General features: G+C 55.4%; 12 protein-coding genes, 1 tRNA gene and 1 pseudogene. 11 read left to right on the top strand and 3 right to left on the bottom strand.

The features are described from left to right. Positions 1-4 precede the first annotated feature (4 nt). From HWX89_RS04275 to HWX89_RS04235, 9 genes and pseudogenes are all read left to right on the top strand, one after another. A pseudogene (locus tag HWX89_RS04275) lies at positions 5-454 on the top strand (glycerophosphodiester phosphodiesterase); the annotation flags it as partial. Next, entirely contained in the window at positions 454-1,986 is a 1,533-nt protein-coding gene (locus HWX89_RS04270) for a metallophosphoesterase family protein (RefSeq protein ID WP_138793615.1), read from the top strand. The pseudogene HWX89_RS04275 and the gene HWX89_RS04270, both read left to right, overlap by 1 nt. 297 nt (positions 1,987-2,283) lie before the next feature. Continuing rightward, positions 2,284-3,930, top strand: coding sequence for a putative bifunctional diguanylate cyclase/phosphodiesterase (locus tag HWX89_RS04265; RefSeq protein WP_138793616.1), 1,647 nt, complete (start codon positions 2,284-2,286; stop codon positions 3,928-3,930). Positions 3,931-4,002: 72 nt separating this feature from the next. Continuing rightward, on the top strand, positions 4,003-4,506 hold the full coding sequence (locus HWX89_RS04260) for a hypothetical protein (protein ID WP_138793617.1): 504 nt from the start codon (positions 4,003-4,005) through the stop codon (positions 4,504-4,506). 56 nt (positions 4,507-4,562) lie between these two features. Beyond that, the gene (locus HWX89_RS04255) at positions 4,563-5,663 is read left to right on the top strand and encodes a class I SAM-dependent methyltransferase (protein WP_138793690.1); all 1,101 of its coding nucleotides are present in this window, start codon (positions 4,563-4,565) and stop codon (positions 5,661-5,663) included. Then, positions 5,663-8,017 carry a SpoIIE family protein phosphatase gene (locus HWX89_RS04250; protein WP_502707576.1) on the top strand — a complete coding sequence of 785 codons (2,355 nt, stop codon included), beginning with the start codon at positions 5,663-5,665 and terminating at the stop codon, positions 8,015-8,017. The genes HWX89_RS04255 and HWX89_RS04250 overlap by 1 nt, the downstream gene beginning before the upstream one ends. Before the next feature lie 3 nt (positions 8,018-8,020). Further along, complete coding sequence (locus tag HWX89_RS04245) at positions 8,021-8,581, top strand: slr1658 superfamily regulator (RefSeq protein WP_138793619.1); 561 nt, start codon at positions 8,021-8,023, stop codon at positions 8,579-8,581. Between the two features lie 8 nt (positions 8,582-8,589). Then, positions 8,590-8,928: a slr1659 superfamily regulator gene (locus HWX89_RS04240; RefSeq protein ID WP_138793620.1), complete on the top strand. Its 339-nt coding sequence runs from the start codon at positions 8,590-8,592 to the stop codon at positions 8,926-8,928. Positions 8,929-9,179: 251 nt separating this feature from the next. Continuing rightward, a complete protein-coding gene (locus tag HWX89_RS04235; protein ID WP_178340618.1) occupies positions 9,180-9,536 on the top strand; it encodes a hypothetical protein in 357 nt (118 codons plus the stop codon). Positions 9,537-10,035: 499 nt separating this feature from the next. Here the strand turns inward: HWX89_RS04235 and HWX89_RS26415 are convergent, their stop codons facing one another. Beyond that, a complete protein-coding gene (locus HWX89_RS26415; RefSeq protein WP_262527250.1) occupies positions 10,036-10,167 on the bottom strand; it encodes a hypothetical protein in 132 nt (43 codons plus the stop codon). 36 nt (positions 10,168-10,203) lie between these two features. Between HWX89_RS26415 and HWX89_RS04230 the strand changes: the two genes are divergently transcribed. Beyond that, on the top strand, positions 10,204-10,494 hold the full coding sequence (locus HWX89_RS04230) for a hypothetical protein (RefSeq protein ID WP_138793621.1): 291 nt from the start codon (positions 10,204-10,206) through the stop codon (positions 10,492-10,494). A gap of 201 nt (positions 10,495-10,695) precedes the next feature. On the opposite strand, the gene HWX89_RS04225 is transcribed toward HWX89_RS04230, so the two are convergent. Together HWX89_RS04225 and HWX89_RS04220 are read right to left on the bottom strand one after the other, a co-directional pair. After that, positions 10,696-10,771, bottom strand: a tRNA-Ala gene (locus HWX89_RS04225). Positions 10,772-10,924: 153 nt separating this feature from the next. After that, positions 10,925-11,311: a TIGR02300 family protein gene (locus HWX89_RS04220; RefSeq protein WP_138793622.1), complete on the bottom strand. Its 387-nt coding sequence runs from the start codon at positions 11,309-11,311 to the stop codon at positions 10,925-10,927. A 227-nt stretch (positions 11,312-11,538) separates the two neighbouring features. Between HWX89_RS04220 and cmk the strand changes: the two genes are divergently transcribed. After that, the gene (gene cmk / locus HWX89_RS04215; RefSeq protein WP_138793623.1) at positions 11,539-12,171 is read left to right on the top strand and encodes a (d)CMP kinase; all 633 of its coding nucleotides are present in this window, start codon (positions 11,539-11,541) and stop codon (positions 12,169-12,171) included. Positions 12,172-12,240: the final 69 nt, after the last annotated feature.

Genomic DNA, 12,240 nt, shown 5'->3' with positions numbered 1-12,240 from the left:
ATGGCTCGATGCTTATCTCGACCATCTGCGCGGTCGCTGCGGTGTCTACATTGAACTGAAATATTGCGACCCGGCCAAAGTGGTTGCGCTTGTGCGTAGCCTCGGTATGGTCCGCGACACGTTTTATTTCTCGTTTTCCGAAGAGATGCGCCGTGACTTGCAACTCATCGCCCCGGAATTTCGCAAGATGATGACGCTCAACATCGCCAAGTCACCGTCGCTTGTTGGTGCCGTTCACCATGCTTCGCTCATCGAGATCACACCGGAGCAGATGCGCCGCCCCGGTCTGTTGGATGCATGCCGCAAGGCCGGGCTGGAGGTGATGGTTTATTATGGCGGCGACGACATGGCAGTTCACCGCGAGATCGCGCATGCCGGTGTCGACTACATCAATCTCGATCGCCCCGACCAGTTCAATGTAGCCCGTAACGCCTTGCGCGGGGTTGCTGCCTAATGCAAATCGCCGTCGTCGCCGATATCCATCTGCACGATCTTTATGGCGGCTACGGCTTGGTGGAGAAGGGCAGTGGTGAACTTGCCCTTCGCACGCTTGTGGACACTATGGCATCCACGCGTGTCTTCAACGAAAGCCATGCTGCGTTTCTGGCGGTGCTGGACGATATCGTCCAGCGCGGCATTCGCGATGTTGTGTTGTTGGGAGATTATTCCGACGACGGGCAGCCCGGTGCGGTGGACGCGGTCAAAGCCGTATTGTCACACTATGAGAACATGTATGGCCTTCGGTTTTTCACGACATTCGGCAATCACGATAGTTTTGGCCCTCAGCCGCTCCATCAGGGCAAGCATCTGACGGCAGCAGATGGGCTGAACCCGGTTTGGGTTTCAAGCGATGATGACATATCGCAGCACACCGTTGTCTGTGAGGATATGCGGGGAATGTCGACGCTCGAGGCGATGAATGCCATGGCGCCCTATGGTGTCGACCGTCCAGAGAATGTGCTGCATTGGGAAACGCCGTTTGGTGACTGCCCCAGGCTGGACGAGCGTCGACTGAGAGGCGATGCCATGGCGGGACTTGATGCATCCTATCTGGTCGAGCCACAGGACGGGCTGTGGTTGCTGCTGCTTGATGCCAATCACTTCGAACCTGCGGATGATCGCTGGCAATTGAAGGCGGATGCAGCCTGGGATCACATAATCGCAAACAGAGAATATCTGATTGACTGGATAGAGGATGTTGTCCGTCGGGCTACCGCAAGCAGAAAGACGTTGCTCGCCTTTTCCCATTACCCTGCATTGCCTTTGGCATTTACCAGAGCGGACGGAGAGATCAGTGCCGCCTGTACGCCCGACTGGCAAAGGCGCATGCCGTCTCCGGAAAGTAGCCGTTGCCTGGCGGCAGCCGGCCTGAAATGGCATTTCAGTGGGCACATGCATATTGCCGGGAAAGTTGAACATTCCGGTCTCGTCAATGTCGCGGTTCCGTCGCCGGTTGCCTATCCTGGCGGATACGTCGTGGTGTCGGGAGACAGCGATGAGATTGTTGTCGAGACTGTACGGTTAGGCATCGTTCAGGGTTTCGATGTCGCCTTTCATGCCTATCACGCGCAGAGCCTGGAATGCGAAGGCAATCGATTTTTGCCATCCCTGGCTGCAAAAACATATCCCGAATTCCTGCTGACACATCTGCAAAACCTGATCGTCACAAAACACCTGCCGAACGACTGGCCCACGGAATTCTTGGCAAATATCGGCGAGCCGATTGAAAAAGTTCTCGGCGGTGCTGCCTTGGCAATTGGCGTATTGGAGAAATGGCCGCAAGTTGCGTCACTGCCATTGCGGACGATGGTCGAGGACTATTACCTGTTTCGCGCGGCTGGGCAGCTTGCCGCAGATGACGTGCCTTCTGACCGTATCGGTTTCTATGACGATCTGCGAGACGCGATCGGGGCACCCACGATAGCTGTCACGGGCGTTGTCTTTGATAGCGGTTTTCTCCGCCTGTTTTTTGCCTGCTGGCAATGACTAGAGAACAACGATAGGTTTCAGGTTTGCAACTCTATTCGTTGTTTTGCGTTCACTCTACCAAGCGCTCAATAGACGCTTGTCATCATGCTCTCCGGCCGATTGCCGGGCGGCTGGTGTGAGCGCGGCAGAAACATTCGGAAATGCCAATTATCCATGAAAATCAACGATGATTTCTCAACGGATGCATTTGCGTATTTTCCGTTTTCACATTCTTAAAAAGCCGGTACTAATATTTGCTACGCGATTGTCTTGAGATTCTGATTCAAGCTTGAAGCCGACCAGAGGGCCTGAAGCATGAGAAGTCCCCAATCTACGTTGCACAGTTCAAAACGTGCCCCGCCAGCGCCTGAGGTTTCGACTGACAAGCTCTTTCTCTTCGACCGATATTTCAATCTGATCGAGCCCCGTTCCGTTGCGGGGGCGCATGTTTTGAATGAGGGTATCTCTCTCGGACAATTGCATCCTTATCTGGATCTGTCGATCGTGATGAGTCACGCCCGGTCTGGCGACCCGGACCCTTTGCGCCTCACCCATGATCTCGGCAACGGTCATTTTACGGTCCTGACCTTTTATTCGATCGGCGACATGCTGGGGATGGTGCAATCGTACCGGAGTCCTGACGATGATGAGCGTGCGACGCTGCTGCATCAGGCGACCCACGACCCGCTGACCGGCCTGCCCAACCGTCGCCAGTTCAGCAGCGATCTCTCGGATGCCTTATGGGATATCGAGACGGGAGATGATGTCGTTTCGTTGATGCAACTGGACCTTGATGATTTCAAACCGGTCAATGACACGCTTGGCCACCCGGCGGGAGACAAGCTTCTTCAACTCGCCGCCAGCCGTATAAAAAGCTGCATCACCGGTGAGGATCAGGCCTACCGTCTCGCGGGCGATGAGTTCGCTGTCATTTCACGCGGAGAAGGGCATCCTGCACGCAGCAGAGAGCTTGGAGACCGACTGGTCCACGCCTTCAAGGAACCGTTCACGCTGGATGGAATTGCCGTTTTCGTGGGTATCAGTGTGGGGATTTCGATTGCGCCGCGAGATGGTGCCGATCCTGAAAAACTGATGAAGGCGTCCGACATTGCGCTTTATGCTGCGAAGACCGAGGGCAGGGGGCGCGCCAGTACCTTCGATGCGAAGATGCTCTACATCATCGAGCAGCGCGAGCTTTTAAGACGCAGCTTGAGGATGGCGTTGGAAACCCGGCAATTCCTGATCGAGTATCAGCCCATTGTCGAACCCAGCGGTGTTGTCGGCTTCGAGGCGCTTTTAAGGTGGGAGCACCCGCTCCTCGGCACCATTCCACCATCAGTCTTCATCCCCATGGCAGAGGCCGACGGTCTGATGCCCGAGATCGGTTTGTGGGTTCTGGAGCACGCCTGCCGGGAAGCCTTGAACTGGCCGTCGGATTTCATCGTTGCGGTCAACGTGTCTCCTGCCGAGTTCCTGTCCAATGGTATCACGGACCGGATATCGCAGACCCTTGACGAAGTGGGCCTTCCAGCAGACCGCCTTGAACTGGAGATAACCGAGAGCGTTCTTCTCGAGCGGACTGTGAACAACCTGGACACACTCAACACGCTGAGCGTTCTGGGAATTCGCATCGCGCTCGACGACTTCGGAACGCAGTATTCCTCCTTGAGTTATCTGAAGAATTTCCCATTCGACACGTTGAAGATCGACAAATATTTCATCCTCGATCTTGAAGCCAATCCGAAAAGCCGGGCGATCATCCGGTCCGTCATCACACTCGCGCATGATCTCGGCATGCAGATCACCGCAGAAGGTGTCGAAACGGATGCTCAGGCGAAATGGCTTCGAAACCTTGGGTGTGATCGGCTCCAGGGATATCTTATCAGCGAGCCATTGACAGGAGATGCCATCAAGACCTTCCTGAAAGTTCCAAAAACGCAACAGGGACTTCTCTTTTTGTGATGATGAGGTGAATATGCGCGTCACGCGAAAGCGGTCGACGGGCTGAGTGGTCTTTTATGGTCGGAGTCATATATGGATGTTGCGGCGGTCAGTCCTCAGGACAATACATTCGAACCTATGGCGGCGCTGGAGATCAATGCCACCCTGCTGAAATCCGAATGGTCGCTGTGCGACAGGGTGGCTGAGTATCTGTCGAGTATTGCTGGTCAATCGCATTCTGATGCGGCGCGGTACGCAAACTTTGTATCCGTCACGGTGAACGAACTCATAGAGCTTGCCTATCGCACCTCTCCCGATTCAGGGGCGGTCAAGTTTGAGGTCCATCAGAATGATGAGCATGTCCGTGTCGACATGAGCTTTTCCTGTGTCGACGCGCTCCGCGATGCGATGATCCACACGATTCGCGAGGGCGTGAGGCAAAAAGAGCCGCACCTTGCTGTGGGCCGTGTCATGGACGATGTTTCCCGCGTCGTGGAACTTGCTGAAATATGCCGTGTGGGCTTGAGTGCACGAACGGAATTGTCTGATCGCATCGTTATCTCGGCAGCATTTCGCCGGGCCGAGGAGCTGCAGTGAGCCAGTTGTCCGCGCAATTCGACCCGACAAACCAGGAAATCGCCCTGGTTGGCAGAATGAGGCCGCGCCTCTCATCGGATTTGGGAAAAGTCCTGACCGTCGTGAAAGACAGCCTCATCGGCTGCAACGGTGTGGTCTATCTGAACGTCAAGCGATTAACCCATATCAACCGCACGGCATTCGATGCGTTGAGCGATGTTCTCCTTTCCGGCTGCCGTGAGCGGCCCGACCTCAAGGTTGTTATCGTAACATCGAGCGTCATTGCCTGGTCGGTCAAGCTGTTCGAAACCCTGACGACGCGTGCGCCGAACCTCGACGTGCAGGTCTATGATTCCGCGTTCTACCCCGGACAAACCTTCGTTGAAGATGAAAGCTTCATTCCGATCCTGCGAACGCAGACGAAGATGACCTGGCGGCATGAACAGGAAATTCTGCGTCGGCATGGGCTTAAAAGCGGCGTCGCGGTTGCAGATATTTGCTGCGGGATCGGGGATTTTGCCACCCTGATCCAGAAGGAGTTCAGCCCTACGCGGCTGGTAGCCCTCGATCATTCGAAGCGCAGCCTTGAATATGCGCGGCGCGTGGCCGACGATTTCGGGCTGAAATCCATCGAATATACCTATGGCGACGCCTCGCAGATGCTGCTGGAGGACAATCACTTCGATTTCGTCACCTGCCGGCACTCGCTGCAGATTTTCGACAGGCCGGATGTGTTGCTGTCCGAACTCAAACGTATCTGCAAGCCGGGAGGCAGGGTCTACATCACAAACGAGAAGAACTCCCATTGCCTTGGTGAGCCGCACTCGGAAACGATCAAATGGACCTATAATGAGGTGGCCAAACTCTTCGATCATTTTGATATGGATGTTGAACTGGGTCCGAAAAGTCGCCGTCTGATGACCGACGCGGGCTTTGAAGACATCAAGGTCGAGTGTTTCATGGTCACCAATCTGGATGGCGACCCGCGCGACTTCGCCGATGTGATCGAGGCGTGGGAAGATGTCTATGCGGGCGTGATGGCTGTGCGCAGAGGTGACACGCCAGAGTTTATCCGCAAATTTCGCCAAGGCTTCAAGGATCATGTGCTGGCGGCCCTGCATCCCAAGGGTTATGCGGGTTGGCCGATCTGGGCCGCATCGGGACGGAAGCCATATTGATGGAGAAAACCGTCGCAAATCGACCCATGGGTTGGCGCTCCTTTCGAGCCAAGTTTATTCTACTCGTCGGCGGAGCCGTGCTGTTTGATCTTCTTGTCAGCGGCGGCCTGGCGCTCTGGAACGTGCAGCGATTGTCGCGTGATGCTGCCACCGAGGTCGGTCACGGTCTGGAGACTGCCAGCCAGGACTATATTCAGACCTACGCGAATTCCACGGCAGCGCAGGTTTCCCTGCTTCTCGGGCAGGTCCATAGCGATGTGGGCACGCTGGCGGGTGTTCTGCAGTCGGAGATCGATGACCCTGTTCGCGGCGCGGATATTGGCGCATCCGTCGCGCGGCATTCGCCGAACAGCGTGAGTCTCGCTTACGACCCGACCGGCCGCTGGGCGCAAAATGCGCCCGGCAGTGCATCTGTCGTCAGCGCCTGGGGTTATCTGCTCGGGCCCGACAAACTGCCAAGACCCGATGTTCAGACCGATATCGAAGCCAGCGCCATTCTGGATGTCGTGGCGCCGAGCTTGCTCAAGAGCGGTTCTGCGAAGCTGCAGATGTATTATATCGGTCCCAAAGAGCGGCCGATTTTCAGAACGGCACCTTATACCGATCAGGCGCAGACATTCGACCGGCTTTATCCGGGCCACAACGACGCGAATTTCTGGGACTTCTTTTTTCCCGGCGTTTATGAATCCTGGCAAAGCTGGGCCGAAGACCCGACACGGCGCCCGGTCGCGGAAGATGTCACCCAGACTGCGCCCTATACCGATGCGATCACCGGCAAGCTGATCGTCAGCTTCTTTCATCCGCTCTGGACTGCGGACCGCAAGGGTGTGGCCGGCACAGTCGGCGCTGATATCACGCTCGACCAACTGGCCGAAATCGTTGAAAACGTAAAGGTTGCCCAGTCCGGCTTCGGTTTTCTCGCCATGTCCGATGGTAATGTCATCGCCATCAACAAGGCGGGTGAGAGTACAATCGGGCTGAATTCAGCAAGTGGTGGCACAGGCAGCGGTGTCACGGGTGTCGAGCGGTCGCTGAAGGCAAGCCGCCAGCCGGAAATCGCCAAGCTTGCCGATGGACAGGAAGGCATCAAGCACATCATGCTCGACATGGAAGGCAAGAAGGTCCCGTTCCTGGTCATCATGAAGAAGCTGCCGCCAAGCAATCTCTGGTCGATGGGGCCAGTGCGGGCAGATAATATGTCGCTCGGGATCGTCGTGCCGGAGCAGGAAATTTATGCGTCGCTTTTTGCGGCGCAGGGCAAAATCAGCGAGGCGACCAACCGCATCGTTGCCTACCAGATCCTTGCCATTCTCGCTTCATTGCTGATCGTGGCTGTGGCCGTATTCGCCGCGTCCAAGCGCATTACACGCGGGATCAGTGCACTTGCTAACGCCGCGCAGCGTATTCAGGACAAGGATTATTCCGTTCGTGTTGCGGTCACCAGCCGGGATGAAGTTGGTGAAGCGGGTGAAGCCTTTAACAAGATGGCCGAGGACATCAGTTATCATACCGAGAACCTCGAGAAACTGGTCAAGGAGCGTACTGCCGAGATCGAAGAGGCCAAGGAGGAGATTTCCGCGCTTAATGCCCAGCTTGAGCAAGAGAATCGGCGGCTGGGAACTGAACTGGCGGTTGCTGAGCGGATACAGATGATGGTTCTTCCGCTGGCTTCAGAACTGCAGTCTGCGCAGAGGCTGGAAGTGGCAGCCTATATGAGAGCTGCAGAAGAGGTCGGTGGCGATTACTACGATGTTCTGGAGAGTGGCAACCGGCTGAAAATCGGCATCGGTGACGTGACCGGGCATGGCCTTGAGAGTGGCGTGCTGATGTTGATGGTGCAGTCTGTCGCGCGCGCGCTGCAGGAAGCCGGAAACACAGATCCGCTGAAGTTTTTGACCGATCTGAATAGTGCCCTGTTCAAGAACATCGAGCGCACCAAGATCGACAAGCATATGACCCTGGCGTTCCTCGACTATGATGGGAAAGAGATGATCCTGTCCGGTCAGCATGAAGAGGTCATCGTGCTGCGATCAAACGGGAAGCTAGAGCGGATCGATACCATTGATCTCGGGCTGCCGATCGGCCTTGAGCCGGACATCGCCCCCTTCGTGCATTCCCGCAGGATTCCCTTTGAGAAAGGGGACTATATCCTCCTGCACACCGATGGTGTGACGGAAGCGGAAAACAGTGCCGGAGAGCTCTTTGGCATTGATCGACTGTGTGCTGAAGCGGCGCGTCTCAAGGGCAAGAATGCCGATGGTGTTGTTGCGGGCATCGTTGAAGCCCTGATGGCATATGTCGGTACGCAGAAAATTCACGACGACATTACCCTCCTTGTATTGCGGCATAGGTGAGTTATGGCCAGAGCTGTTTATGGTGCTGAAGACCTGGTAGACGCCAATCTCGAGCGTGGTGCTCAATTGGTCCTGAGCGACGGCCCCCTCCAGATCGGTTGGCGGCATTCCGGTCTTACATCGGATTTCATCGCAGAAGTCATGTCGATGCCTTACGCCGTCAAAAAAAGCGACTATGCCGTCGTGCATCATAGCATCGCTTATCTCACCAACGAGCTTATTGAAAACGCTGTGAAATTCCGACTTCCATCTGAGATCGTTATCGAGGCTTGCCTGGCCGCGACCACAGTGGTCGTGCGCGTCAAGAACGCCGTCGATGCCGAGACGTCAGCGGCATTCCAGCGGAAACTCCGCACCATACTCGACCGCGATCCAGGCGAGCTACTGATACAGCAGATCGAGGAAAATGCCATTTCCGACGGCAACGGGTCCGGTCTTGGGCTGTTGACGCTTCTCAGTGACTACGGTGCCCGGATGGCGTGGGAATTCAATGATATCGATGACAGCAGCGTCATCCTGACGACCACCGCGGCAATTTCAATTCCGATGGCCTCCAACACGTGAGTTTAAAAATGGAAATCAGCGACGAGAACTTCAGGGTCTGGGCGGAAGAAGGCGAGGTTTTCTTCGACGGCGTTTTGAGACTGGCCGGACCAGACGCTTATGCTCCGATCTATTCATTGGCTTCCGGCATTCTGGCTGGCCAACATAATCGTGTGATCTTCGACATCACCGGCCTCGAGTTCCTCAACTCTTCCGGCATCAACCTGCTTGCGAAGCTGACGATCGAGGCTCGCAAGCGACCCGAAGTGCAGTTGGTGATCAAGGGGACGAGCCAATATCCTTGGCAGACGAAGTCACTTCCGAACCTGAAGAAGCTCTATCCCCAGCTCGACCTGCAACTCGTGTAGGCAAAGCGCCGGGATGATGAGTCTCGGCCATTTGAAATAAGCAGGTGCCCGTTCATGGCAGCGCGCTCTCCGGCTTCTGCTGGGGATCGTTTGGCCATGCACCATTGCGGCTAGGGCATGCGCGGGCGCGTTATGAATTGTCGACTGCTTTCGTGGCGAGCATCCAGATTTCGTGCCGCACCGCCCATTGTGTGCTGGCGTGTGGAGCGTTATTTCTCCCGCCCACGCCTAAGGGCATCGAGGAGAATTTCGTGCGTCGCATTTCATTGCTGGTGATAACCTCTTTGGCGCTCAACGGATGCGCGCTGACGCGTGTTTCCGATGAAGGTCATGCCAGAGACGTAAGCGAACTGAATGTCATCGGTTCAGGCCTGACAGAAGCCCGATCAGTCGCCGAACAAAAAGGCTTCGAATGCAACGAGCACATCCAGCAGAACGTTTCGGTGCTATCCAACAACGTCGTCCGCAAGACCAATGTGCTCGAGTGTAGCAAAACATCGATGGAAGTTTTCTGCCCGCAGCGTCGGTACGTTGTTTTCAATGCGGATTCCAAAACCGGCAAGGTCTACACGGTCGGAAAGCACATTGATCAAAGATCGTGTTTCTAACGGGGGCGCAGTCCGTGAAAAGGCACGCTTTTAGCTGCGTGGTAGCAGCTGAAATGAATTTTAAATTGAAGGATCGTTCTTCGCCATTTCGTCCCGTGTGCTGGTGGCTGATCCCTTTCAACTCATAAACGAATGGATGTCACTACCGCGTCGTTTGAAGGTTTCGAGCTTTCTGAGCCGCAGGCGTTTTCTGGGAGCGAGGTGTCCGGAACGGGAATTTTTGACTGAGGCCAATTAGGCCGCATCTGCGTACGTGCCGAGGTTGCCTGTTAGCGTCGGGGCTCAGTTGAACGCAGCCCCCCGTTCCGGCTTTTTCCAGTCAGTCCAACCGGCAAAAGAAAGCTCTTTCTTGTTGCCGCCGAAATAGAAGCCCGGGCGAGGCTTCTAACGCTTTTTGGGTCAGTGTAGGGCCAGAAGTTTTCGCAGAAACTGGCGAAAATGGAAAAGCAGTTATAGCGGAAGCCTGGTTCCGTTACCGTGGTGGAAGGGCTGCTTATGGCTATTTTGGCTTCTTCTGCTTGATGGCCTCTACAACCTTTGCGCCTAGAGTAGGAGCGGCTGCGACCGGTGCAACCTTATCCTTCTTAGGTTTGCGGATTTCTTTGTTGCTTCTAACTTGTCCCTTGGCCATTCGAATCTCCTCTTTGAAGAAAGAGATAACCGCTCTTTGCGGTGGAATAGCAAGGGGAAATCGATTTCTGACTTTTCACCAGCCCCGCCCGCAACAGGGTGGGGAGGCGTCCCGATCTGGGCCGATCAGGCCGAGCTTGAGGCCCGTGGGAATTGGCGGGAGGCTAACACGAATACCGGAACGGCTGGTCGCCCCACCAAAGTCATCTACCTCAATGAGCAACAGGCGCTGCTGATCGCCATTTTCTCCTGCGTCGAGGAAGCCGCAGCCGTCTACAAGTTGATCATTGACGTGTTCATGGCTTGGCGATGGGGCGCCTGGAGTTGACCGAGGTTGCGAAACCGAAGCCTTGATGCCCGATGCGCTAAGGAAGCGAGGCTTATAGTTCGCCTTTGCCTATCATCAGACGACGCTCGCGAAGTACTGCAAATCCAGCGGAGATTGATGAGTACTTTTCTGAATACTCAAAATTCCTTGATTGCCCATAAGGCTCTGTTTGCAAAGAATGATCAGGCGTCATGAAGATATTGGTGGAGCTAAGCGGGATCGAACCGCTGACCTCTTGCATGCCATGCAAGCGCTCTCCCAGCTGAGCTATAGCCCCATAAGGGTTCCGGCATTTTCATCCGGTTCCGGGAACCGAAGCGGTTGTTGTTCCGTTCGGTGGCGGCTTAGTACTTCGGCTTTCCGAAGAGCGCAAGCCAAAAAAACAGCCCGACGTCATTTTTTTGTCGTCGGGCTGTTTTTATTAACAAAATCAAGCTTCTTCGTCGTCACCCGTTACGCCGATGATGCCGGACATGTCGTCATCGTCATCGTCTTCGTCGGTTTCGAGGAAGGTGTCGTCGTCGTCGTCCATTTCGACGTCGTCGTCATCGCCCATATCCGGGATCTCGTCGCCGCTGTTGTCGCCATCAGCGTCTTCGAGCGATACGAGTTCGACTTCCGTGTTTTCGGTGTCGACTTCTGCAACGTCCTCTTCTTCAGCCTGCTCGAGCTTTGCCTGTGCGGTGCTTTCCTCGAAGAAGGAGAGCGGCCAGGACTTGCCGGTGTAGGGAGAAACGACCGGGTTACGGTTCAGGTCGTAGAACTTCTTGCCGGTATCTGGGTCTGTACGCTTGGTACCAAGTTCCGCTTTTGCCACTGTCTAAGCCTCAAATTGTCGGATGAGTTTCGGTGTGTACGCCGTAAAACCGGCATAGACGGTAAAATTTATAGCCGGTCCCCTTAATCGTTGCGGTCTTTCGTGTCAAAGACAAACTTCCGATGCTTTCATCTTGCCGCATCCTTTGCCGCCAAGGCAATCGTGGATGTGACATGAAGGCATCTCGATACATTCTTTATATATCCATGATTGGGCAAGGCAGTTTCATGACTTTTACGATCGCCATCGATGGCCCTGCGGCAGCAGGCAAGGGAACGCTCTCGCGCCGGATTGCCGAGACCTATGGTTTCCACCATCTCGACACCGGTCTGACCTACCGTGCCACAGCGAAAGCCTTGATCGATGCGGGTTTGCCGCTGGATGACGAGGCTGTGGCGGAAAAGATTGCTTTGGAGCTGGATCTCGGCGGTCTCGATCGGTCGGTGCTGTCGAGGCATGATATTGGTGAGGCGGCGTCCAAGGTGGCCGTCATGACGGCGGTAAGGCGTGCGCTGGTCAAAGCGCAGCAGCGGTTTGCACAGACCGAGCCTGGCACGGTGCTCGATGGCCGTGATATCGGCACGGTTGTTTGTCCCGACGCTCCCGTCAAACTCTACGTGACCGCCTCTGCCGAAGTGCGCGCGAAGCGGCGTTACGACGAGATTATCGCCAATGGCGGCGCGGCTGATTACGACGGGGTTTTTGCCGACGTCAAAAAGCGCGATGAACGCGATATGGGTCGGGCCGACAGCCCAATGAAACCGGCTGAAGACGCGCACTTGCTAGATACGTCGGAAATGAGTATAGAAGCGGCGTTTCAAGCTGCGAAATCGATCATCGATGCAGCTTTGAAGAAATAGATTCCTCGCGAACCGCATCGTTCGTTTCGCGTTCATACCGGAATTGCCCGAAGACATGTCCTCGCGCCG

Source organism: Rhizobium sp. RM, from assembly GCF_013390595.1.
Taxonomy (GTDB): Bacteria; Pseudomonadota; Alphaproteobacteria; order Rhizobiales; family Rhizobiaceae; genus Agrobacterium.
This window is presented reverse-complemented; position numbering and strand designations above follow the sequence as displayed.

What these genes read in the sequence shown, in the direction of transcription:
- HWX89_RS04270 (WP_138793615.1), top strand. Translation starts at nt 454, where the DNA reads ATGCAAATCGCCGTCGTCGCCGATATCCATCTGCACGATCTTTATGGC.
- HWX89_RS04265 (WP_138793616.1), top strand. Translation starts at nt 2,284, where the DNA reads ATGAGAAGTCCCCAATCTACGTTGCACAGTTCAAAACGTGCCCCGCCA.
- HWX89_RS04260 (WP_138793617.1), top strand. Translation starts at nt 4,003, where the DNA reads ATGGATGTTGCGGCGGTCAGTCCTCAGGACAATACATTCGAACCTATG.
- HWX89_RS04255 (WP_138793690.1), top strand. Translation starts at nt 4,563, where the DNA reads ATGAGGCCGCGCCTCTCATCGGATTTGGGAAAAGTCCTGACCGTCGTG.
- HWX89_RS04250 (WP_502707576.1), top strand. Translation starts at nt 5,663, where the DNA reads ATGGAGAAAACCGTCGCAAATCGACCCATGGGTTGGCGCTCCTTTCGA.
- HWX89_RS04245 (WP_138793619.1), top strand. Translation starts at nt 8,021, where the DNA reads ATGGCCAGAGCTGTTTATGGTGCTGAAGACCTGGTAGACGCCAATCTC.
- HWX89_RS04240 (WP_138793620.1), top strand. Translation starts at nt 8,590, where the DNA reads ATGGAAATCAGCGACGAGAACTTCAGGGTCTGGGCGGAAGAAGGCGAG.
- HWX89_RS26415 (WP_262527250.1), bottom strand. Translation starts at nt 10,167, where the DNA reads ATGGCCAAGGGACAAGTTAGAAGCAACAAAGAAATCCGCAAACCTAAG.
- cmk (WP_138793623.1), top strand. Translation starts at nt 11,539, where the DNA reads ATGACTTTTACGATCGCCATCGATGGCCCTGCGGCAGCAGGCAAGGGA.